Genomic DNA, 21,889 nt, shown 5'->3' with positions numbered 1-21,889 from the left:
GTATTTATTGTTGTTTTCGTAAGCCAATAATAATGCGCGTTTTTAGTCCCTTTTTCAATGCATTTTGTTATAAGCGCCTTACAAATAAAACAAAAAAACCGGCTAAAAGCCGGTTTTTGAAGAGCCACAAAGTTATTTTTCTGCGCGGCCCATAAACTTATGTTCAACCGTGTTGATACGAATGCGATCGCCTGTAGAAATATGCTCAGGTACCTGAATCGTTAAACCGGTTGTCAAACGTGCAGGCTTTGAACGTGCACTTGCTGAAGCACCCTTAATTGAAGGATCGGTTTCTTCAACAACAAGCTCAACACTTGATGGCAAATCTAAGCCAACCGGAGCGCCATCGATTACAATTACGTGAAGACCTTGAGTTTCTTCATTTACGAATAAAATCTCTTCGCTAATCGCTTCTTTATTTAAGTTATAAGGCGTGTAGTCTTCATTATCCATAAATACATACTCTTCACCGTCAATGTAAGAGAACATTGCTTCACGACGAATTAGATCCGCTAGTTTTAGCATGTCGCTGTCTTTGAATGTTTCATCAACTTTACCACCAGTTACCACATCGTATAAACGCATACGGTATAAACTGCCACCAGCACGACCTTGTGGTACAGAACGTTGAATATCTTTAACTACTAAAACACGGCCGTTATGCTCGATAGCGGCGCCTTTTTTAACTTCACTTGCCTTAGGCATGGGTGTATTCCTATCGTTTTTTGTTGACAGAAATTTACCACGTAATGGCTATTGTTCAATAAAAATTTGCAGTTTTAACTCACAGCCGTTATTTATTCGATTTTTCAGCAAATTATAATATTAGTTGTCTCAAAACTAAGAAAAAGCTGCTATGTTTATAACTACGAAAAATGACTTCAAGGATTGGATCATGAATCAACACACAGTACACGAATATTTAATGAAAAAGCCATTGGTGATGATCACCCAACCATTTGGCCAAGATGTCGACGTTTACAAGGTGAATCATAAAATGTTTGCCACCCTTGCTGAGGGCAAAGAAGGCCAAACAGACGATGAAGGTAATCTTGTATGGTGGCTAAATCTGAAATGCGAGCCAGATGAAGCCCAAGCATTGCGTGATATTTTCCCGTCGGTGATCCCGGGTTATCACATGAACAAACGTTTATGGAATACGGTTATTTTAGATGGTACCGTACCACAAGGAGAGATTGAGCGGATGATTGATAATTCGTTTGATTTAGTGGTTGCGAATATGCCAGAAAAAGACAGAAAAGCGATTGAGCTTCATCTGTAAAATTGCGCACTGATCACGCTCTGTGATCAGTGCAACCTAAATAAAAATGATGATCGGTATACAAAACACCGCCAATAGCATACGCATCTAGCTGCTTATCGACTAACTGAAAACCACATTTCTCAAGTACTTTTTCTGAACCGATATTACCTTCGGTGACAACCGCTTTAAATTCCCGCACAGCATGTTCTGATTTGGCGTAATCAAGCACTGCTTGCAAAGACTCTGTGGCATAGCCACGACCATGAAAATTAGGCAGCAGCAAATAACCGACTTCTTGACTATCAGGCACTGTTGATGAAGTAAACCCAGTTACACCCACCTCTTTACCTGTACTGGTTTCAACAATAACTAAGCACAGTGGTGAATTCGAATTTGGCTGCCAAGGCTTTAAGCGTTCATTAAACTTTGCTCGTAGCTGCGCCTCTGAGGGCTTATCGAAGCATTTCTCTATCACTTGGGCATCATTATGCAAAGTATAAAACAATGGCCAGTCATCGGCATTTAACAGCCGTAGTGTTAATCGCGAAGTGGTGAGAGTCATGGTGATTAATCGCTTAGTAAATAAACCTAGTTATAACAAACTGATTTCGAGAATTAAATACCACTTATGGCCAATATATAAGTAAAAAGCCCCGCTCAATAAGCAGGGCTTTTAAAATTAACTAATTAATTTAAAGAATTAGCTTTTAGTCGTTTCTGTATTAGCTTCTTCTGACGCTTGCTCGTCTTCAACCACTTCTTTGGTTACTTCAACCGGATCGACAGGCGTAGCTTCAGCTATTGCCAGCTCTTCGCTTTCTGCTTGGTAAAAACGCCCCCCCTTTTCAGCCATTGCTTTTAACGTATCGCAAGGTGTGAAAATAGGGTTGTAGTTAGCAAAAGTCGCCATTTCTGAGCTCACTTGTGCTGCACCCAGTTTATCCATATAGCTAAATGGACCGCCTAAGAATGGTGGGAAACCGATACCAAAAATAGCACCAATATCACCGTCACGCGGGCTTGCAATAATGCCATCATCTAAACAGCGTACCGCTTCGTTAAGCATTTGCGCAACACAACGTTTAGCAATTTCGCTCTTGTTTAAACGAGGTGATGGCGTAACACCAAGTAGCTCGTATACTGACTCATCCACTTTTTTATCTTTCTTGTCGTAAAGGTAAAAACCACGGCCAGTCTTACGACCTAAACGCTTAGAATCGATTAAGCGATTAAAGGCGTCAGGTGCTTTAAAGCGCTCGCCCAACTCTTTTTCAAGGATTGGCGCAATTTTAGAACCTATATCAATCCCTACTTCATCAAGTAACGCTAAAGGCCCTACTGGGAAACCAAACTCAACCAATGCTTGGTCAATCTTTTCAATTGGCTCACCTGCAAGCAGTAAATTAGCCGCTTCATTAACATAAGGCGCTAAGATACGGTTTACATAAAAACCAGCCATGTCTTTAACCACAATCGGGGTTTTACCTTGCTTACGGGCAAAGTTAACAACGCGTGCGATAGTTTCTTCAGACGTACCAGCGTGTGGAATGATCTCAACAAGTGGCATCTTTTCAACTGGAGAGAAGTAATGCAGACCAATTACATTTTCTGGGCGTGCTGCATCAGCAGCGATTTGTGCAATCGGTAATGATGAGGTATTACTTGCAAAAATAGTGTTGTCTTGGCATTCACGTTCAACATCAGCCACCATACCTTGCTTTAAAGCAAGATCTTCAAACACTGCTTCGATAACGATATCAATGTGTTTAAAGCCGCTGTAATCGGTGGTACCGGTAATGCGGTTCATGGTTTGTTGTAAATCAGCTTTAGATAAAATACGACGCTTTTGCTTTTTATCTAAAATCTTATAGCTGTAGTTCATTGCATTGCTGATGCCCTTTTCAGCCACATCTTTAATGCGCACTGGAACACCCGCTTTTACAGCACTAACATGGGCAATACCCGCGCCCATGAGGCCGCCACCTAATACTGCCGCTTTAGCGATTGCTGGTGCATCATCATTACGCCACTCTTTTTTCATTTCAGTGGTTGCAAAGAAAATACCGCGCAATGCTTTTGACTCATCACTCATTACCAGCGTGGCAAAGCCTTCTGCTTCAGTTTTGTATGCTTTTAACTGATCAAGCTCAACACTTGCACGAACCGCTTTAATAATGGCTAAAGGTGCTGGGTAGTGACCGCCTGTTTTCTTCAGCACGTTTTCTTGTGCTTTTTTGAAAATAATATTGCGACCAAATGGGTTTGACTCAAGTAATTGACTTAAACGGTCTAGCTTAGGTTTAGTAGCCTTCGCCTTACCTTTCAGAGCAAACTCTTTAGCAACGTCAAGTAATACACTGTGTGGTACACAGTCATTTACTAAGCCTGTTTTCTTCGCTTGCTTAGCACGCACTTGCTTACCTGTAAGCATCCACTCAAGTGCTTTTTGCAAGCCAACTAATTTTGGTAAACGTTGAGTACCGCCACCACCAGGTAATAAGCCTAACTGTACTTCTGGCAAACCAAGCTTAGTGATATCGCTGTCAGAACACACTCGATAATCACATGCTAAAGCAAACTCTAAACCACCGCCTAACGCTGCACCATGAATAGCACTTACTGTTGGGAAAGGTAGCTTTTTCATATCGAAAAAGGCTTGTTGGCACATTTCGCTTAACGCTAATGCATCTTCACGGCTATTCGCGCTATCAAGCATTTTAATATCAGCACCAGCGATAAAGTTATCGCTTTTACCACTAATAAATACCATACCTTTTACAGCTTGCGCTTGTGCGTCTTTGAGTAAGGTTTTTAAATCTTCTGCGAAACTGCTGCGCAGGGTGTTCATTTTCTCACCCGGCACATCAATGGTTACAACGGCTACGCCGTCATCAGCCACTGATAAACTAAATACTGAATCTGTCATTACGCACTCTCCAATACAAAGGCTGCGCCTAAGCCACCCGCTGCACACGCAGTCGTAAGCGCTAAGCCGCCACCGCGACGATTAAGTTCATTTAAGCTTTGCGTGATCAGGCGTGCACCTGTTGCCGCAAATGGGTGACCGTATGCTAGTGAGCCACCTAATACATTGAACTTGTCCATGTTAATTTCGCCGATCGCTTTACTGCGACCAAGCTTTTCTTGTGCAAATTTGTCTGACGCAAACATCTTCATATTAGCCAGTGTTTGCGCTGCAAATGCTTCGTGCATTTCGATTAAATCTAAATCTGCTAATGTAATACCTGCACGGTCAAGAGCAATTGGCGTAGAGTGAGCCGGACCCATTAGCATGTCCTCATGGACACCGATTGCCGAGAAAGCAAAGCTACGTACATAACCTAAGATATTGTAACCCAATGCTTTTGCTTTACTTTCACTCATCATTAATACCGCAGCAGCACCATCAGTTAGTGGCGTAGCATTAGCGGCTGTAACTGAACCGTGTTGACGGTCAAATACTGGTTTTAATTTCGCATAGCCTTCAACAGTCGAGTTATGGCGAATGTTATTATCTTGCTCAATAAAACTCTTATAAGGCGCTACATGCGCAGTCATCACTTCGTCTTTAAGTTTGCCATCAGCCCATGCTTGGCTTGCAAGAGTATGAGAACGATGTGCTAAAGCATCTTGGTCTTCACGGCTAATACTATGCGTTTTAGCCATTTGCTCTGCCGTTTGACCCATAGATAAGCCTGTAGAGTACTCAGCTACCGCTGGCGGCACAGGAAGTAAATCTTTTAGACGTAGTTTTGAGAAAATCTTTAATCGCTGACCAAGCGTGCGTGCTTTGTTTAAATCAACAAGGCTACCCGCTAATTTTTTGCTGACACCAATAGGTAATACAGACGATGAGTCAGCACCACCAGCGATACCCACTTGCACTGAGCCTGCCATAATTGACTCGGCTACGTTAGCAATGGCTTGGAAACTTGTCGCACACGCACGCGAAACAGAATAAGCATCAACAGAAACAGGCATGCCCGTACCTAATACGATTTCACGGGCAATATTTGGGGCTTCTGGCATTTGCACTACTTGACCAAATACAAGTTGATCAATTTCAGATTTATTAAAGTTAAGTCGTTCAAGCATTTCGTTGACAACTAACTTACCCATATCAAGGGCTGGTACATGATGAAATGCTGTGGCTTGCTTTGCGAATGGCGTTCGCAGGCCGCTAACGATAGCGATACGATCGCCTTTTGCTGTTTTAAGTATATTTTGCTCAGACATTTATGCTCTCCCGCTGACAGGTCTGACCTGTTTGTTTTTCCTGATTCTAAAACAACCCGTGTACGAATGCCAATATTAAGTTTTCAACCATAGGCTTTTTTTGGCCTATTTACAAAAAAACACTGTATTTATATGGTAGGCTAAAAATCCTTAAAAAATAACGAACTATTTGAGGATTTTGTGTCTAACACTTGTGTTATAACTTTTGAATCCTTATAACTTGTTAATAGCGCCCCACCACGGTACCGCGTAAAGAATTTATCGGTACTGAATATAACGCATTGGCGCATAACAAAAACAATTTTTGACTCACGCTTTTAGGACAGTCTTTTTATTATGGCAGTTAACGCATTTTCACAATTAAAATCATACTTAGACACGCAAATTATCGGCCAACCACAATTAACCCAAGCACTGTTAATCGCGATTTTGGCAGATGGCCATTTATTAGTAGAAGGCCCTCCAGGTCTTGCAAAGACCCGTGCAGTCAATGCCTTAGCAAAAGGGGTTGAAGGTAGCTTCCAACGTGTTCAGTTTACCCCAGACTTATTACCTGCGGATGTCACAGGTACCGATATATATCGTCAGCAAACCAGTGAATTTGTATTTGAAAAAGGACCGTTATTTCATAACCTAATTTTGGCTGACGAAATTAACCGTGCCCCTGCTAAAGTACAATCTGCGCTACTCGAAGCCATGGCTGAACGCCAAGTAACGGTTGGTAAAAACACTTATCCACTGTCTGATCTATTTATGGTTATGGCAACCCAAAACCCGCTAGAGCAAGAAGGCACTTACCCACTACCAGAAGCACAGCTTGACCGCTTTTTATTGCATTTGAGCATTGATTACCCGGGTGCTGAACACGAATTAGATATCCTACGCCTAACCCGTGGCGAGGCTATTTCTGATAAGCAAGCAGAGACACAACAAATTAGTCAAAGTGAACTTTTTGCTGCGCGTAAAGCTATTTTAGGCTTGTACTTAGCTGAGCCACTTGAAAAGTACCTAGTGCAATTAATTGTTGCAACCCGTGAAGCTTCAGAGCTTGATGAGCAACTTGGCCGCTGGATTGAATATGGCGCAAGCCCGCGTGCAACCATTGCCCTTGATAAATGTGCTCGCGCGCATGCTTGGCTAGAAAACCGTGATTTTGTAGCCCCAGATGATATTCAAGCGGTGCTGCATAATGTGTTACGTCACCGTATTATTTTAAGCTACGAAGCGCAGGCCGATGGCATCAGTAAAGATGACGTGATCAGCCGTATTTTAGAACTGGTAGCAGTGCCATAAGCTATGTCGAGCCAATTTGATACAGCGGCGTGGTTAGCAACGAGCCATAGTCAAGGCGTCAATTTATCACTCAAAGAGTTGATGTATTACAAAGCCAAAGCTCGTTTACTAGAACTTGCGCCCAAAGTAAAAATCAAAAACAGTTTAGCTGGGCAATACCTTGCGCCACATAAAGGTCGCGGGATGGAGTTTGCTGAAGTGCGTCATTATCAAGCTGGTGATGACATACGCTCTATCGACTGGCGTGTTACCGCCCGTACAGGCGAAACCTACACTAAACTGTTTCAAGAAGAAAAAGAACGCCCTGTTTTTGTATTTACCGACTTTTCTAACTCGATGCTGTTTGGCTCAAAGTTACTGTTAAAATCGGTGCAAGCAGCGCATATTAGCGCATTAGTTGCTTGGTCGGCGTGTCAAAGAGGTGACCGCATTGGTGGTCTGGTGTTTAATCAACATAGTCATCACGAATTAAAGCCTACGTCACGCGAAAAGGCGGTGTTAAAGCTCTGTCACAACTTATGTGATATTCACAACCAAGCGCTCAATAATATCGACAAAACAGCCAACAGCCTATTTAGTGAAAACCTAAAACGCCTTAACCATTTGGCTAAACCCGGTAGCCTAGTTTATATCGTTTCTGATTTTAGTGCCCTTGATGAAGCGAGCTTTAAACAACTTGAAATGCTGAGCAGACACTGTGAGTTGGTTGGTTGCCATATTAGCGACCCATTTGAACATCAGTTACCTGCTTTTAAACAAACAGTAACTGTGTCGGCAAATGGACAAGATCTTGCTTTACCATTAATGGACAAGCAATTTCGCGAGCGCTTCGCTAAATCTGCTGAAGAGTCTTTTTCTAATAGGTTAAAGCGCCTACAAAAATCTGGGCTTAGTTTAATTTCATTCAGTGCAGCCACTCCACTTGAGCTGCAATTAGTGAGAAAGTAACAATGCAAAAAAATCCGCTAGATGGCTTACATGATGTCATTGCACCGACCGAGGTTGCATGGTGGCCACTTGCTCCAATTTGGTGGCTGATCATCGCCTTAGTTGGTTCGTTATTAATTATCGGCTTAGTGCTTTTATATAAAAACCAACAGTTCAAAAAAGCCAAGAAACAAGCCATTAAATTAAGTAAAACCCTTAGTGATGATGATGCACAAGAGCTACACATTATTTTAAAACGTTTAACCCGTCATTATTACAGCAGTCAACTTGCCTCTCAGCCTTTGGCAAAGTGGTCTGAAAATTTATCTAAGCTAAGTGGCGATAACTTTAGTTACGACGAGTTGATGCCGCTTTATCAGCAGCAAAGTAATAATGCTGAACTTGCAGCTAAATTACGCAGTGCCATTCGCAACTTTAAACTCAAGGAGCCAATTAATGTTTGAGTTTAGTTGGCCATGGTGTTTTGTGCTTTTACCCCTACCTTGGCTTTTAAGTCGCTTTATGCCGTTAAAGCAACAAGGGCAATTACGGTTGCGTATTCCTGGCTTTGCTAAGCTTGGTTTGAATAATCAAGCGGTGCAGCAACATAGTCGTAAAGTCTCTTTTCTCGAGTGGGCAGTATGGGGATTATTAGTTATTGCTATCGCAAACCCGACTTGGCTTGATGACCCCATCACCTTGCCCAATGAAGGCCGCGATATCATGCTTGCAGTAGATTTATCTGGTTCTATGACAGAACAAGATATGGCCTATCAAAACCAGTATGTCGACAGACTAACTATGGTAAAAGCGGTACTGAGTGACTTTATTGAGCAACGTCAAGGTGACCGCCTTGGTCTCATTTTATTTGGCGACACCGCATTTTTACAAACACCTCTTACGCGTGATGTTAAAACCGTGAGCCAAATGCTGAGCGAGGCGCAAATCGGCCTAGTAGGTAGAGCAACCGCCATTGGTGATGCATTAGGTTTATCGGTAAAGCGTTTTGCTAATAAAGATGAAAGTAACCGTATCGTTGTACTATTAACCGATGGTCAAAACACCGCAGGTAACCTTGACCCAGAAGATGCCCTGCTGTTAGCCCGCGAAGAAGGCATTAAGGTATATACCATAGGTGTTGGTTCTGATAACCCGCGTGGATTTAGCCTGTTTAATATGGGTGGTATGAGTGGCGGTAACTTAGATGAAAGCTTACTCAAGCGCATTGCCGAGCAAACCGGCGGCTTATACTTTAGAGCAAAAGATGTGGCTGGTTTACAGCAAATTTATCAGGAGCTCGATAAACTTGAGCCTATTAGTAGCGATGAACAAACGTTCCGCCCACAAATTTCATTTTTTTATATTCCACTGCTTGTGGCGCTAGGCTTAATCAGCTTAACAATGTTAGTCAATTTTATTCGCCAATTTAAGCAGGAGAGCTAGTTTGGATTTTGAATTTATTCGCCCTGCACTACTTTGGTTATTGCTCCCCGCACTGATTATTTTTAGTGTGTTGTTAGTACGCAATAAAAAGAACGCCCCAGCTGATTTAATTGCCCCCCATTTGGCGCAGTTTGTAATGAGCGACAATCATAAAAAGCAAAGCCAACCGCTTTGGCTAGTTGCTATTTTTACCTTGCTAGCCATTGTGTTTGCAGCAGGTCCAAGCTTCGAGAAAAAACAAGTCCCAGTGTTTCAAGCGAAAAACGCACGGGTTATTGTGATGGATATGTCGTACTCAATGTTCAGTACCGACATCGCACCAAATAGATTAGTTCAAGCTCGCTTTAAAGCACTTGATATGATTGAACTTTTCAAAGAAGGTGATACGGCATTGGTTGCTTATGCAGGTTCTGCATTTACCATTTCACCGCTAACCAATGACGCCAGCACCTTAGCTAACCTCATCCCAAGCCTAAGCCCAGATATCATGCCGAGCAAAGGATCGAACGTTATTGAAGGTTTAGAAAAAGCCGACGATTTACTTAAACAAGCAGGCTATTTAGATGGTGATATTATTTTAGTTACCGATGGGATTGATAGCCTTGATCAAGAAGATATTAGTCGCTTTACCGCTCAGTCGAGTTATCGCTTGAATGTCTATGGCGTCGGCACGGAGCAAGGTGCGCCTATTAAGTTACCTGAAGGTGGCTTTTTAAAAGATTCGCAAGGACAGATTGTTATTCCGACGCTAAATATCAGTCGCTTAAGTGCTTTAGCGCGCAACAGCGGTGGCAAATTTGCACTTTATCAAACCAGTAATCAAGATATTCAAACATTTGCCCCAACAGCCAATGCTGAAGTACTCAAAGACGAGAAACAAAGCCAAGCGTTATGGCGTGTTGATGCTGGTATATACGGTCTTGTTATTTTACTACCATTAGCGCTTTTTTTAATTCGCCGAAGCAGCCTAGTACTTGGCTTTTTGTTCGTTATGCTATTACCTCAGCAACAGGTTTACGCCGCCGAGTTACCAGAGGTGTTTAAAAACCAAGACCAACGCGCTCTCGATGCCTATCAGCAAAATCAATTTGAACAAGCCGCCCAAGCTGAAAACACGCAATTAAAAGGCGCAGCCCTTTATCAGCAAGGTAATTACCAAGCTGCCATGGATGCGTTTAGTGAAGATAAATCTGCGACGGGTTTGTACAACTATGGCAATGCCCTTGCAAAGGCAGGTGAACTAGAGCAAGCAATAGAAGCTTATAAGAAAGCCCAACAGCTTAAAAATGACTTCACTGAAGCAAAAGAAAACCAAGCCCTTGTTGAACAGTTAATGCAGCAGCAAGAGCAACAGCAGCAACAAGATCAACAGCAAAACACTGATCAACAAAACTCCGATGGTCAGCAAGATAACCAGCAAAAGCAACAGGGTGAAAACTCCCAGCAAGGCGATAACTCTGAGCAAAGTGAGCAGCAAGATAGCCAACAACCCTCAGAGCAAGGCGAACAGTCAGATCAAAAAGGTGAGCAAAGTGACTCTGAAAGTGATCAACAAAACAAACCTGAAATGCAATCTGAATCAGAAAAGTCGCCACAATCAGGTGAGCAAAAGCCAGAGCAATCTCCTGAGCAACAAGATGCCCAGCCAGAGCCATCGCAAAGCGATGAACAAGCTAAACAGCAAGCAGAGCAACAGGCTATGCAGGCACAAGCTGCTGAGCTGACTAATGAAGAGAAAGAAAAAGCCCAGCAACTTAATCAATTGCTGCGTAAAGTTCCCGATGATCCTGCGATCTTATTAAGAAATAAAATGCAATTAGAAGCACAAAAACGAAACTATCAACGTCGTCCACGAGGAGCCGAAAAATCATGGTAATGCGATTATTATGTTGTTTATTGCTAATCGCGGCAGCGCCGCTTTGGGCTGCCACCCAGCTACAGGCAAGTGTTGATAAAAACCCAGTCCTTGCCGGTGAGTTTTTTATTTTAACCATCTCAGCAGACGACTCTATTAACAGCGAACAACCCGACACTTCAGTGTTATTAAAAGACTTTGTTGTAGGGCCTACCAGTGTAAGCTCGCGTACCAACATTATTAATGGTGAAATCAGTAAGCAAACTAACTGGTCTGTAAAACTGATGACCCGCAAAGAAGGCACTTATACCATTCCTGCTTTTACCGTTGCTGGTGTCAGTTCAAAACCGATTGAGCTAACGGTGGCTAAGCGCAGCCAAACCTCTGAGCAAAATAAAGAAGCCTTCATTAAAACAAGCATCAAGCCAACTAGCTTATACGTGCAAGAAGCCGGTGTTTATACGGTTAAATTGTATTTAGACAACAACAAAGAACTGCTTGATGGCAACTTAACCACACCAGAAATGGAAAACGCTGAGCTAACTCCAATTAACAAGCAATCTGAAGACTATGAGTTAATTGATGGAAAACGCTATTTAGTGATCACCCGTGAGTATTTAGTGCAACCACAAAAAAGTGGCGTGAATACCATCACAGCCCCAGTATTCAATGGCCGTATTCGTCAAAATTACCGACAAATGGCTGTTTCAGCAATGGGCGAAGATGTCGATATTGAAATCAAGCCAATTCCAGAAAACTACTCAGGTGCTTGGTTACCGAGTGAATTGGTTAACCTTGATGAGCAATGGCAACCAAAAGATGACACCGTGGAAGTCGGTACGCCGATCACTCGAACTATCACCTTAACCGCATTGGGGGTTACTAAAGAGCAACTTCCTGATATCGATATGCCGCAGGTGCAAGGTTTTAGAAGTTACCCTGATGAAAAAGAGAGTAATCATCTGGTACGTGATGGCCGTGTTATTTCACAACAAACGGCTTCTTATGCTTTATTACCGCAAACACCGGGCACTTATACATTGCCTGAAATAAAGCTGCCTTGGTTTAATACCAAAATCAATCGTATTAGCTACGCGACAATACCTGCTCGAACATTAACAGTTGTGCCAAGTACAAATCCACTCACACCAACAGCCCCAGCTATCGCAGAGCCGCAAACAGCAAGCTCTAATGAGCTGAGTCATACGCCAACTAATGTGCAAACCGTTACGCAAGTCACGAGCCCGATGTGGCTTATTATCGTGGCAATTGTCGGCTATGGACTTTGGTTAGTCACCTTAGTGCTTTACATTAAAAAGCGCCCTCAACAATCAACGCCTAAAGCATTATCTAAGAGTGTTACATCCGTGTCATTAAATGAGTTAAAGCTGTTTGCAAAACAGAACAATAGCTCAGCGTTTTATAACGCATTAAACCTCTATGCAAAACAGTACACAGGTAAGAATGTAGCGGCCATTGAGTATTTACTCGCATCACTCAAAAACACACAACTTAATGATGAAATTGCTAAATTACGCACTAAACTTTATAGTTCAGCAGATGAACAAGTTGATTTAAGTTTAATTGTAAACTTGCTAAGCCAAGCAACAAAGCACACCCAATCGACAAGTAATGACACTGAATTAAAAAATCTTTACGATTAACGATTAATCTAATAGATTGAATATAAACGGCTAATCTTGAATTAGCCGTTTTTTTAAGAAAAAAATAATAATCTCAGAAAGATTTTTTCTGATAGGCAGGTCTTAGTTACTATGACAGAAAAACAAAAGCGATATGAAGCGCTGGTTCATGTCTACCACAGTGAGCTTTTTCGCTTTGCGTATTGGTTGTGTCGTGATCAGAACATTGCTGAAGACTTAGTGCAGGAAACTTTCCTGAGGGCTTGGCGTGCCTTGGATTCACTGCAAGATCAACAAGCGGTAAAACCTTGGTTGTTAACTATCTTACGTCGCGAGAATGCACGTCGCTTTGAACGTAAACAATTTGATTACGCCGATGTTGAAAACGACACCCTTGTAGATGAAAAAAGTACAACCCTTGATGCTGAAATGGAACAAACAGTGATTCAACGACAAATTGGAAAGTTATCACAAGAGTATCGAGAACCATTACTGCTGCAGGTGGTAATGGGTTGCTCTGGCGACGAGATTGCCCAGATCCTCGATTTAAATAAAAATACTGTCATGACACGACTTTTTCGTGCCAGAAACCAGCTTAAAGAGGCTTTAAGCAGTGATGATGATCAACTTAGAGGAGCATCAAATTAATGGATGAACTCGAGTTTCGCCGCCGCATCCTCGCCGAGCCAAGCACTATTGATAAGGAACTTGAAGCGTTTGCCGAGCAGGACACTGATAAACAGGCGTTTATTGATGATGTACGTGCCCTCGATGATGAACTAAGCAAAGCGCTTAACGTACCCGTGCCTGAAAATTTGGCAAAGCGAGTTATTGATAACACCTATGCTTGTGAAGAAAACCATGAGCAGCCGCTAGACACTATTATTGAGGCTAAGTCGCGCTTTGCCTTCAATCGCCTGTATTTAGCCGCCGCAGCATCGTTTTTAGTGGCAATTAGTGTGTTCTTTGTCATTAACAAACAACATACTTTATACAGTGTGGGTGAGCATGCCTTTACACACCTTTATCATGAGATTGGCGCGTTAGATAAGCATGAAGCGATAGACCTTGCTTATGTAAATGAAAAGTTTGCTACTATTGGCGGACACCTAGATGAGCTACCAGGTAAAGTAACCTATTTGATGTTTTGTGACTTTCAAGGCAAAAAAGGCCTACACTTGGTGTTTGAGTCTGACTTTGGCCCAATGACAGTATTCATAGTGCCTTCTGACGAGCAACCGTTTGGCACTGGCTCTGATGATTTCAATGATGAGCGTTTTGCTGGTCACATTAACCGCGGAGAGCGAGCAGATACTATCTTAATAGCGAGTATTGGCGCTCCGCTTGACAGCTACAACAATATGATTAATGACGCCATTCGCTGGCTACATTAATACCTACTCGTAGTAACACATATTACAGGCACAAAAAAACCGCAGTCATGCGGTTTTTTTTATCGCTATAGAGCCGATTATTTACAAACGTCTGCTACTGCATTTGCGAAGTAATCAATGTTTGCATCGCTGATACCAGCAACGTTTACACGGCTAGAACCAACAATGTAGATTGAGTACTCTTTTTGTAAACGTTCGATTTGCTCTTTATTAATACCTAGGAATGAGAACATACCATTTTGACGGTCAATAAATGAGAAGTCTTGATCAATGCCTTTCGCTGCTAAGCTTTCTTTGATTAAAGTACGTAAGCCATTAATACGATTACGCATTTCATCAAGCTCGTCATGCCACATTTGCGTCAGCTCAGTGCTGCCTAAAATCGTGCTAACAATATCAGCACCATGTGCAGGCGGCATTGAATAGATGCTACGTACAACGCTTAATAATACAGAGTTAGAGATATCAGCAGTCGCTGCATCTTTAGCAATGATTGAACATGCACCGATACGTTCGCGGTATAGACCGAAGTTTTTCGAACATGAAGAACAGATGATTAGTTCATCTACCGCTGCTGCTAATTTGCGAAGACCCGCTGCGTCTTCTTCAAGGCTTGAACCAAAACCTTGGTAAGCAATATCAACCAGTGGCGTGAAACCAACTTCAACAGCAAGCTCTGCAACTGTGCTCCATTGCTCAGCATTTAAATCCATACCGCTTGGGTTGTGACAACATGCGTGGAATAACACAACATCACCTTTAGGCACTTGCTTAAGGGTATTAATCATGTCATCAAATAAAAGGTCTTTATTTTCGTAATCGTAGTAAGGGTATTCTTTTACTGTTAAGCCCGCCGCTTCAAATAAGCTGATGTGGTTTGCCCACGTTGGCGTAGTTACCCATACCGTCGCATCTTTGTTGCAACGCTTGATGAATTCAGCTGCAACACGTAATGCACCTGTACCACCTGGTGCTTGTGCAGTGCGAACACGGTTAGCTAAAAGTGCTGGATGCTCACCCAGTAATAAGTTTTCCATTTTTTGACAGTAATCTAAGTTACCAGCCAAGCCAATGTACGATTTACTGGTTTCGTTTTCTAAACGAAACGCTTCCGCTTTTTTAACCGCTTTTAATACAGGCGTATTGCCTTGCTCATCCTTATAAACACCTACACCCAAATCAATTTTCTTTGGGTTTGTATCTTGTTTAAAGGCCGCCATTAGGCCAAGAATAGGATCTGTTGGTAATGGTTTTAATTCTGAGAACATTGACTATCTCTTTTTATAGGGGTTAGCGTTGCCACTAGCTTAACATAAAAACCCAGCCTGATTACTAGTAAAATTAGACCAAGAGTTGAGGAATTTTAATACAACAAGCCACAAGTAATGCAAGGGTCTGCTGATCAAAGAAATCATTACTAAATGCTTCTGCATCTATAATACCTAAGCATTCATTTTTAGCTGATAGTAAGGGTAAACAGGTTTCAGCTTTCACCTTTGGATCGCAGGTATAATACTCACCACCTTTTGCAAGATAATCAGCAACGTTATTGATCACGCGACCTTGCTTAGAAAGCGCGACTTGAACATTGTTACTACCTTTAGCAAACGCTTCTGTAAGCGGGAATAATGGTCGGCTAGGTGCCCCGTGATAAACCAGTTTTAATAACTGAGGGCCTTCCTCAGTATTTGTTGCTTGATAAATACCAAACCAATCAACTTGAGTCTGAGCAACGACAAAATCGATGATTTGTTGAAGCTTAGTCAGCTTTTCAGTATTTGTAGCATCATCTGCAACATAATCGTTTAATTTGAATGGTTCATCTTGCAAATAACCAAATAAGCTACACGCCCCCCCCTCGCCTAGCTCAGGAATTTGATACTCCCAACGCACTGCTGGTAAAGCGGACTCTGCAAGATATTGTTCAAGGTTCGATAATTGCTCAGCAACCAAGTTTTCTGGTAATTCAAGCTGTGCAGTAGATAAGTAGTTAGAAATCATTTAGCCATCCAAACATCTATAATGCCAGAATGATAACATGCGATTTTAGTGTGAGCTAGTACTGCTTGCTGTTAATTGATAATAAATTTCGACTTGATTACCAGCACTATTAAATGTCACTTTTGAAGCAACTTCTCTAAGTAAGCACAAGCCTCTACCATGCTCCCTTGCAAGGCTTTGTTGATTTGTTTGCTCTTTACTAAAACCGTTTCCTGAGTCACAAACGGTAAAATATAGAGCACACTCTTCGGGGCAATAACGGATATCAATAATGATTAAAGCATCTGTTAAATTTGCGAGGGCCTCTTCTCGTTGTTGATAATAAATTAAAAAGCCATCTTCTTGATTCTTAATCTCTGAGTCGAGACCTAACACACCGTGATCTAAGGCATTATTATAGGCCTCTGAGAGTATCAAAAAGATATTTGCGCGATGGGCATTTAACCCCGCCACTTTACTTATTACATCAACTACTTCCAACACAGGATCTGTGCTTTTGATTTGCTTTGAATTTAAGCTCAATGAAAAATTAAAGGGTAATGCAGATAGCTGTTCAGACTTTTGCTCAGACTCATCCATAGGTAAACAATTTAATAATACTAAGCTTAAGTCGTCTTGTTGTTTATTGCCGCGGGCAAATTTGTTTACTCGTTCTAATACTTGATTTGAAGAAATATTTGGCTTTGAGCCAAGCACCTTTTTAAAACGCTGCTCACCAAAATATTCATCATTTGGGCTAGTAGTTTCAATAATGCCATCGGTCGCCATCACGATACGAGAAGTATCTTCTACCTCTATGTGAATAAGTGCACGTTCAAATTCATCCTCTTCTAAAATACCCAGTGCCATGTGTTGAGATTCAAGAGTGCGAATGAGTTCTCCATTTTGGTCGATGATATACGTATCAGGTAATCCTCCAAGCCAAGCCGAAACACTTTTCCCGGTGTTACTGAGCTCTAGAATGGTAGCAGCACAAAACATATGTCCTGGCAGTAATTTACCTAGTACTGAATTAATTTCTGCAGCAATATCACTGACTGACATCCCCTTACTTACCATTGTATAAAATACCCTTGAAGCAGGAAGTGCTCCGACCGCAGCAGCTAAACCATGGCCGGTAAAATCACCAAGCATGCAGTACAAGCTGCCAATTGGGCTTTGTGCTACCAAAAACATATCGCCATTAAACATAGCGGCAGGTGATAAATGAAAGTCTAAATGCGACGGAAATGACTGTTGGTTTTCGAGGGCGTTATTAAAAATATGTTCGACGATTTCATGTTCGCGCTCGACTTGATTTTGATGATATTCAAGTTGTAGATTTTGCTCTCTTGCCTTTTGGCTTAAATTACGGATCCGGCTATGCGCTTTAATTTTCGCGTTAAGAATGACCTCTTGAAATGGCTTATGTAAAAAGTCATCGCCGCCAACCGCTAAGCAACGCTCAAAACTCGCTTCATCTTCTAAAGAGGTAATAAATATAATCGGTAAGTAAACTTGGCTAAAGCGCTCTTTGATAATCGCTGCGGTTTCAAAGCCGTCCATCACAGGCATAATGACATCGAGTAACACAATATCAATGGTGTGTTCTTCGAGCAGGTTTAAAGCAACAAGCCCGTTTTCAGCGGTATAAACACGGTAGCCCTGCTGCTCTAACATCACGGTTAATAAGCGACGATTTAAGGCTAGATCGTCTACAACCAGAATATTAAGCATCAATCAATATCGAACTTTTTATCAAAACGTGAGATTTGCAGGATTTTTTTCAGTTGCGGTTGGCAATTGCTAATTTGAATTGTTTCAACTTTGCCTGTTAGGTTTTTTTTCATGTTCAGCAACATGCCTAACGCTGAGCTGTCCATGTAATCTGTTTCTCTGAGGTCAATAACCACTTTATCGATATTGTCGTTAAGATCGGCGTACGCCTGACGAAAAGATTGCACCAAATTAAAATCAAATTTTCCTTTGATTTGTACGGTTAATATAGCGCCATCAGCAGAAGTGCTGCGCGATAAACTCATAATAAACTCCTAATAAACAAATCTTTCCTGATACCTAATTAAATATAACCGCTTAGAACAAATAAGCCAAAAATTAAAACACTTAGGATGAAATTTGTTATCATTTAGCCAAGCTTCTACAACGAGATCCACTATGAGCGATAATAATCTAGTTTATTCAACTGCTACGGGTCGCATTGAGCAACCTAAAGAAAGCAAACCAACCCAAGGTAAAATTTTTAAAGACGGCTTTTTGCGTATTGAACGTCAAACCAAAGGCCGCAAAGGTAAGGGTGTCATGTTAGTTGTTGGGATCGACAGCGAACAGCACGACTTAAAAAAATTAGCTAAGACCATTAAAAGTAAAATGGGCCAAGGCGGTGCAGTCAAAGACGGTATCATCGAAGTTCAAGGTGATGATAGAGATAAACTAAAAACGATTCTCGAGGGACTGAAATTTAAAGTTAAAATTGCAGGGGGCTAGTCGCCCCCTATATTTTTGAGTTCTGTATTTTATGAATTCAAAGAGTTGAGCTGTTCATAAAGTGCGGGCAACTCATCTTCAGGGATAGGCTTACTATAGTAGTATCCTTGCACAATATAACAGTTGTTATTTTGTAAAAACTCAATTTGTTCAATGGTCTCAACCCCTTCGGCAACAACATTAAGTTTCAACTTTTGCGCCATAGCAATAATCGCAGCGGTAATTTCCATATCATTAGTATCCTCAGGGATATCTTTCACAAACGAGCGGTCAACTTTCAAGATATCCACAGGGAAACGTTTTAGGTAACTTAATGAAGAGTAGCCAGTACCAAAGTCGTCGATTGAAATTGATACCCCCAAGGCTTTTAATTGATGCAGTTGTAAAATAGCGGCTTCAACATGCCCCATCAGCATACTTTCTGTTAGCTCAAGGTGTAAGCGTTTAGGCTCAACCCCTGTTTGCTTGATTATCGTATCAAGAGTCGTCACTAGGTTGGCATCTTTAAACTGGCGAGCCGATAGATTGATTGAAATATTATTCTTCAAATCTTGGCTTGCTAAACGAGCCGCAAATTCACAGGCTTCTCGTAATATCCATGCACCTAACTCAACAATTAAACCGGTTGCTTCAGCAATTGGAATAAATTTCGTCGGTGGGATCATTCCTTCTTCAGGGTGGAACCAACGAATAAGCGCTTCGTACCCAACTACCTGATTATTGCGACAATCCACTTGTGGCTGATAATAAACTCTAAACTGCCCTTCACGGATACCAGTACGTAACTCATTTTCAATAAATAAGCGCTCATTCGCAGCTGCATTTAATTCTTGGCTATAGAAGTGGAAGGTATTGCGCCCTTTGGCTTTTGCTTCATACATCGCAAGGTCAGCATGTTTAAGTAATTGATCTTCTTCTTGACTATCAAATGGCGCCATAGTGATACCAATACTGGCACTAATGATCACTTCATTATTACCTAATTTGATAGGCTCATTGAGAGTGCGTTGAATCGTATTTGCGACTTCCATGGCGTGTGTTTGATGCTCAATACCACTTAATAATACCGCGAATTCATCGCCGCCTAAACGCGCAATCGTATCTTCTGTACGCAGACGCTTTTTCAGGCGATTAGCAACTTCTACTAGCAACTGATCACCCGCATCATGACCTAGCGTATCGTTGATACGTTTAAATTCGTCTAAGTCAAAATAGAATAAGGCAAATGCATAATGACCACGCTCGGCAAGTGCCATTGACTTGCGCAGCTGCATTCTGAAGAAAGTACGGTTAGCAAGTCCAGTTAAAGTATCAAAGTAAGCCAGTTGTTCCATTTTACGTTGGCTTTCTTTCACAAACGAAATATCTTGCGCAGATGCCACATAACTGGTGATCTCACCACCATCTTCACGAATTGGTGAAATACTTAGCGAAACCCAAACAGATTGGCGTTCATTAGCTTGTAATAAGGTATCCCCTCGCCAGTAATTACGGCTACGTAAGTCAATATCAATATCATCAACTAAAATAGCCATTTCTTGAGAGATGATATTTAACAGCGGCGAACCAATGAAATGACGCTCTTCGAAACCGGTCATTTCAACCATTTTCGGATTCACGTATTTGATCTCAAAATCTTGGTTCGTGATCACTACACCGGTGCCCGAGAAAGCCACAGCTTTAGATAAGCGGTTAGCTGCCTTTTCAGCTATTTCTTTTTCGCTAATGCGCTGGTTGAGACCATCAATTAATTTACGAATTTCAATAGCCATGTCTCTGAACGAGCCATTTAAGGTACCAATTTCATCTTTATTGGCTTTTGGAAACTCTGTTTGTAATTGCCCTTTGCCAAAACTCACCACCGCGTTAACTAATGAGTGAATACGACGCAGTACTAATTGGTAAAGTGCTTGATGCAATAACAAGGCAACTAAAATAGCGTACAAGATAAACAAGCCAAAGAATTTTACTTTTAGCTCTTCTAGTGCTGAAAGTGCCGACGAACGCTTTTTATAAATACCAATATACCAATTTAGGTTCTCAACTTTACGAATATTGATAATGTGAGTTTCGCCATCTTGGACAAATGAATTTGCAGACTCAGGTAATTTTAAGCGAATCGTTTCAGACACTAGCTTTTGCAGATCGGGATTAACAAAATCTTCTGTCAGTAATTTTTTACCTTCTCGTCCATATTGCTCTAAAGTTGTCCTATCTAAATCAGGGTGAGCTAATAACTGACCTTTTGCATCGAAAACAAATAGATGTTGCTCACGATCACCAATAGGCAATTGTGCCAATAAAGTTTCAAGAGCAATATCGCTACCTGTTACACCAAAAAATTCGTTATCAAGGTAGATTGGCACAAGTACACTAACGACCCATTTATGCCAAATAGTGTCGTAATACACTTTTGACCATACCGCTTCTCGGCTTGGATTAGTTGCAGCTTGGGCATAATTGAAGGCTTCGTCTTTGGTGAAGTCAAAGTCGCCAGGTACATTTAGCGCCCAGTTTGGTGGCGCTATACGAATAAAGTTGTCTTTCGTAACTAAGTAAAAATTAAAGAAATCTTGAATTAAAGTAGGTGAAACGATTTTCCACAATGATTCAGAATCGTTTATAAGCTGCTTATAAAATTCAGAATATTTATCTTGAGGGATAAACGCTGCAGATAAACCATTTTCTGAAGTACTGCGGATACTGCCATCAACGGAAAATTTAATATCGGCGCTTCGTTTGCTTTGTAAGTGAGACTCATTGTGAAGCAGTTGGCTGCTTACAACATTATTAGCCTGCTCAGCGATATTTATTTTAGTTTTAATCAGGCGGTTAAATTGACGACTCAAGCGTTCACTCGAGTGTTTTAAAAGTTCATGCTCTTCAAAAACAAGCTGTTTTTCTTCAGATTTAAGCATCAAAGCCGCAGCACATATACCTGCAATCAAACAAATCGCAGAGATCAGCAGCGACAATTTCATACTTAATGAATTCACACCAAAACGTGATGGCGGTCGTCGATACACCACAGGACTACCTTATTAATAATTGTTATTATTTATTGTGCAAAAACAAATATACCAGATTCATTTTTATATTTATAAATTTTTTATGAAGATTAATGAATTTTCTGAATAAACACATATGATTTCAAAATTAGCCTCGATAGGCGGTTGACTTTACATACAAGTGTTTTTACATTAACTCAATGAAACAAATTATCTCTCGCACTTACTTTTCGTTTTTTAGCTTCTTTAAATAGAGGAGGCTTAACTGTTTGCGAGATAAATTCACCGAATAGCTAAAGCCTCCCACTTGGGAGGCTTTTTTGTTTGCGCACTGTTTTGGA

At 41.3% G+C, this 21,889-nt stretch carries 18 protein-coding genes and 1 pseudogene; 10 read left to right on the top strand and 9 right to left on the bottom strand.

The genetic code is table 11. The annotated features are described in order from the left end of the window. Positions 1-132: 132 nt before the first annotated feature. Positions 133-705: an elongation factor P-like protein EfpL gene (gene efpL, locus J3455_RS04740; protein WP_130052017.1), complete on the bottom strand. Its 573-nt coding sequence runs from the start codon at positions 703-705 to the stop codon at positions 133-135. A gap of 190 nt (positions 706-895) precedes the next feature. On the opposite strand from efpL, the gene J3455_RS04735 reads away from it, so the two are divergent. Further along, on the top strand, positions 896-1,282 hold the full coding sequence (locus J3455_RS04735) for an MmcQ/YjbR family DNA-binding protein (RefSeq protein WP_130052018.1): 387 nt from the start codon (positions 896-898) through the stop codon (positions 1,280-1,282). Between the two features lie 13 nt (positions 1,283-1,295). Here J3455_RS04735 and J3455_RS04730 read toward each other — a convergent pair whose 3' ends face one another. The 3 genes from J3455_RS04730 to fadI form a co-directional block, all read right to left on the bottom strand. Further along, a complete protein-coding gene (locus J3455_RS04730; protein ID WP_130052019.1) occupies positions 1,296-1,826 on the bottom strand; it encodes a GNAT family N-acetyltransferase in 531 nt (176 codons plus the stop codon). A gap of 138 nt (positions 1,827-1,964) precedes the next feature. After that, the gene (gene fadJ, locus J3455_RS04725; RefSeq protein WP_167657958.1) at positions 1,965-4,190 is read right to left on the bottom strand and encodes a fatty acid oxidation complex subunit alpha FadJ; all 2,226 of its coding nucleotides are present in this window, start codon (positions 4,188-4,190) and stop codon (positions 1,965-1,967) included. After that, positions 4,190-5,500 (bottom strand): acetyl-CoA C-acyltransferase FadI, encoded by a 1,311-nt coding sequence (fadI, locus tag J3455_RS04720; RefSeq protein ID WP_130052021.1) that lies wholly within the window; start codon positions 5,498-5,500, stop codon positions 4,190-4,192. Before fadI ends, fadJ begins: the two co-directional genes overlap by 1 nt. A gap of 336 nt (positions 5,501-5,836) precedes the next feature. Here fadI and J3455_RS04715 point away from each other — a divergent pair, with 336 nt between their 5' ends. The 8 genes and pseudogenes from J3455_RS04715 to J3455_RS04680 all read left to right on the top strand — a co-directional run bounded on the left by J3455_RS04715 (position 5,837) and on the right by J3455_RS04680 (position 14,055). Continuing rightward, positions 5,837-6,793, top strand: a complete 957-nt coding sequence (locus tag J3455_RS04715) for an AAA family ATPase (RefSeq protein ID WP_286257615.1) — start codon at positions 5,837-5,839, stop codon at positions 6,791-6,793. Positions 6,794-6,796: 3 nt separating this feature from the next. Further along, the gene (locus J3455_RS04710) at positions 6,797-7,741 is read left to right on the top strand and encodes a DUF58 domain-containing protein (protein ID WP_349561228.1); all 945 of its coding nucleotides are present in this window, start codon (positions 6,797-6,799) and stop codon (positions 7,739-7,741) included. A 2-nt stretch (positions 7,742-7,743) separates the two neighbouring features. Then, the gene (locus J3455_RS04705) at positions 7,744-8,184 is read left to right on the top strand and encodes a DUF4381 domain-containing protein (RefSeq protein ID WP_130052024.1); all 441 of its coding nucleotides are present in this window, start codon (positions 7,744-7,746) and stop codon (positions 8,182-8,184) included. Next, positions 8,177-9,163 (top strand): vWA domain-containing protein, encoded by a 987-nt coding sequence (locus J3455_RS04700; RefSeq protein ID WP_349561226.1) that lies wholly within the window; start codon positions 8,177-8,179, stop codon positions 9,161-9,163. The genes J3455_RS04705 and J3455_RS04700 overlap by 8 nt, the downstream gene beginning before the upstream one ends. A gap of 1 nt (position 9,164) precedes the next feature. Continuing rightward, on the top strand, positions 9,165-11,039 hold the full coding sequence (locus tag J3455_RS04695) for a VWA domain-containing protein (protein ID WP_349561225.1): 1,875 nt from the start codon (positions 9,165-9,167) through the stop codon (positions 11,037-11,039). Further along, positions 11,033-12,682, top strand: coding sequence for a BatD family protein (locus J3455_RS04690; protein WP_349561224.1), 1,650 nt, complete (start codon positions 11,033-11,035; stop codon positions 12,680-12,682). Before J3455_RS04695 ends, J3455_RS04690 begins: the two co-directional genes overlap by 7 nt. Positions 12,683-12,760: 78 nt before the next feature. Further along, positions 12,761-13,309: pseudogene (locus tag J3455_RS04685) on the top strand (sigma-70 family RNA polymerase sigma factor); the annotation flags it as partial. Next, positions 13,309-14,055 (top strand): DUF3379 family protein, encoded by a 747-nt coding sequence (locus tag J3455_RS04680; protein WP_349561222.1) that lies wholly within the window; start codon positions 13,309-13,311, stop codon positions 14,053-14,055. The pseudogene J3455_RS04685 and the gene J3455_RS04680, both read left to right, overlap by 1 nt. 77 nt (positions 14,056-14,132) lie before the next feature. On the opposite strand, the gene J3455_RS04675 is transcribed toward J3455_RS04680, so the two are convergent. From J3455_RS04675 to J3455_RS04660, 4 genes are all read right to left on the bottom strand, one after another. Next, positions 14,133-15,323 carry an amino acid aminotransferase gene (locus tag J3455_RS04675; protein WP_130052030.1) on the bottom strand — a complete coding sequence of 397 codons (1,191 nt, stop codon included), beginning with the start codon at positions 15,321-15,323 and terminating at the stop codon, positions 14,133-14,135. A gap of 73 nt (positions 15,324-15,396) precedes the next feature. Then, the gene (locus tag J3455_RS04670) at positions 15,397-16,056 is read right to left on the bottom strand and encodes a GAF domain-containing protein (RefSeq protein WP_130052031.1); all 660 of its coding nucleotides are present in this window, start codon (positions 16,054-16,056) and stop codon (positions 15,397-15,399) included. A 45-nt stretch (positions 16,057-16,101) separates the two neighbouring features. Further along, on the bottom strand, positions 16,102-17,772 hold the full coding sequence (locus J3455_RS04665; protein WP_178926726.1) for an ATP-binding SpoIIE family protein phosphatase: 1,671 nt from the start codon (positions 17,770-17,772) through the stop codon (positions 16,102-16,104). Next, complete coding sequence (locus J3455_RS04660) at positions 17,772-18,077, bottom strand: STAS domain-containing protein (RefSeq protein ID WP_130052033.1); 306 nt, start codon at positions 18,075-18,077, stop codon at positions 17,772-17,774. Before J3455_RS04660 ends, J3455_RS04665 begins: the two co-directional genes overlap by 1 nt. 133 nt (positions 18,078-18,210) lie before the next feature. Between J3455_RS04660 and J3455_RS04655 the strand changes: the two genes are divergently transcribed. Next, entirely contained in the window at positions 18,211-18,540 is a 330-nt protein-coding gene (locus tag J3455_RS04655; RefSeq protein WP_348708017.1) for an SUI1 family translation initiation factor, read from the top strand. Positions 18,541-18,569: 29 nt separating this feature from the next. Here the strand turns inward: J3455_RS04655 and J3455_RS04650 are convergent, their stop codons facing one another. After that, a complete protein-coding gene (locus J3455_RS04650; protein WP_167657951.1) occupies positions 18,570-21,569 on the bottom strand; it encodes a bifunctional diguanylate cyclase/phosphodiesterase in 3,000 nt (999 codons plus the stop codon). Between the last annotated feature and the right edge of the window lie 320 nt (positions 21,570-21,889).

Origin of the sequence: Pseudoalteromonas sp. NFXS39 (assembly GCF_040148775.1) — a bacterium.
Taxonomy (GTDB): Bacteria; Pseudomonadota; Gammaproteobacteria; order Enterobacterales; family Alteromonadaceae; genus Pseudoalteromonas; species Pseudoalteromonas apostichopi.
This window is presented reverse-complemented; position numbering and strand designations above follow the sequence as displayed.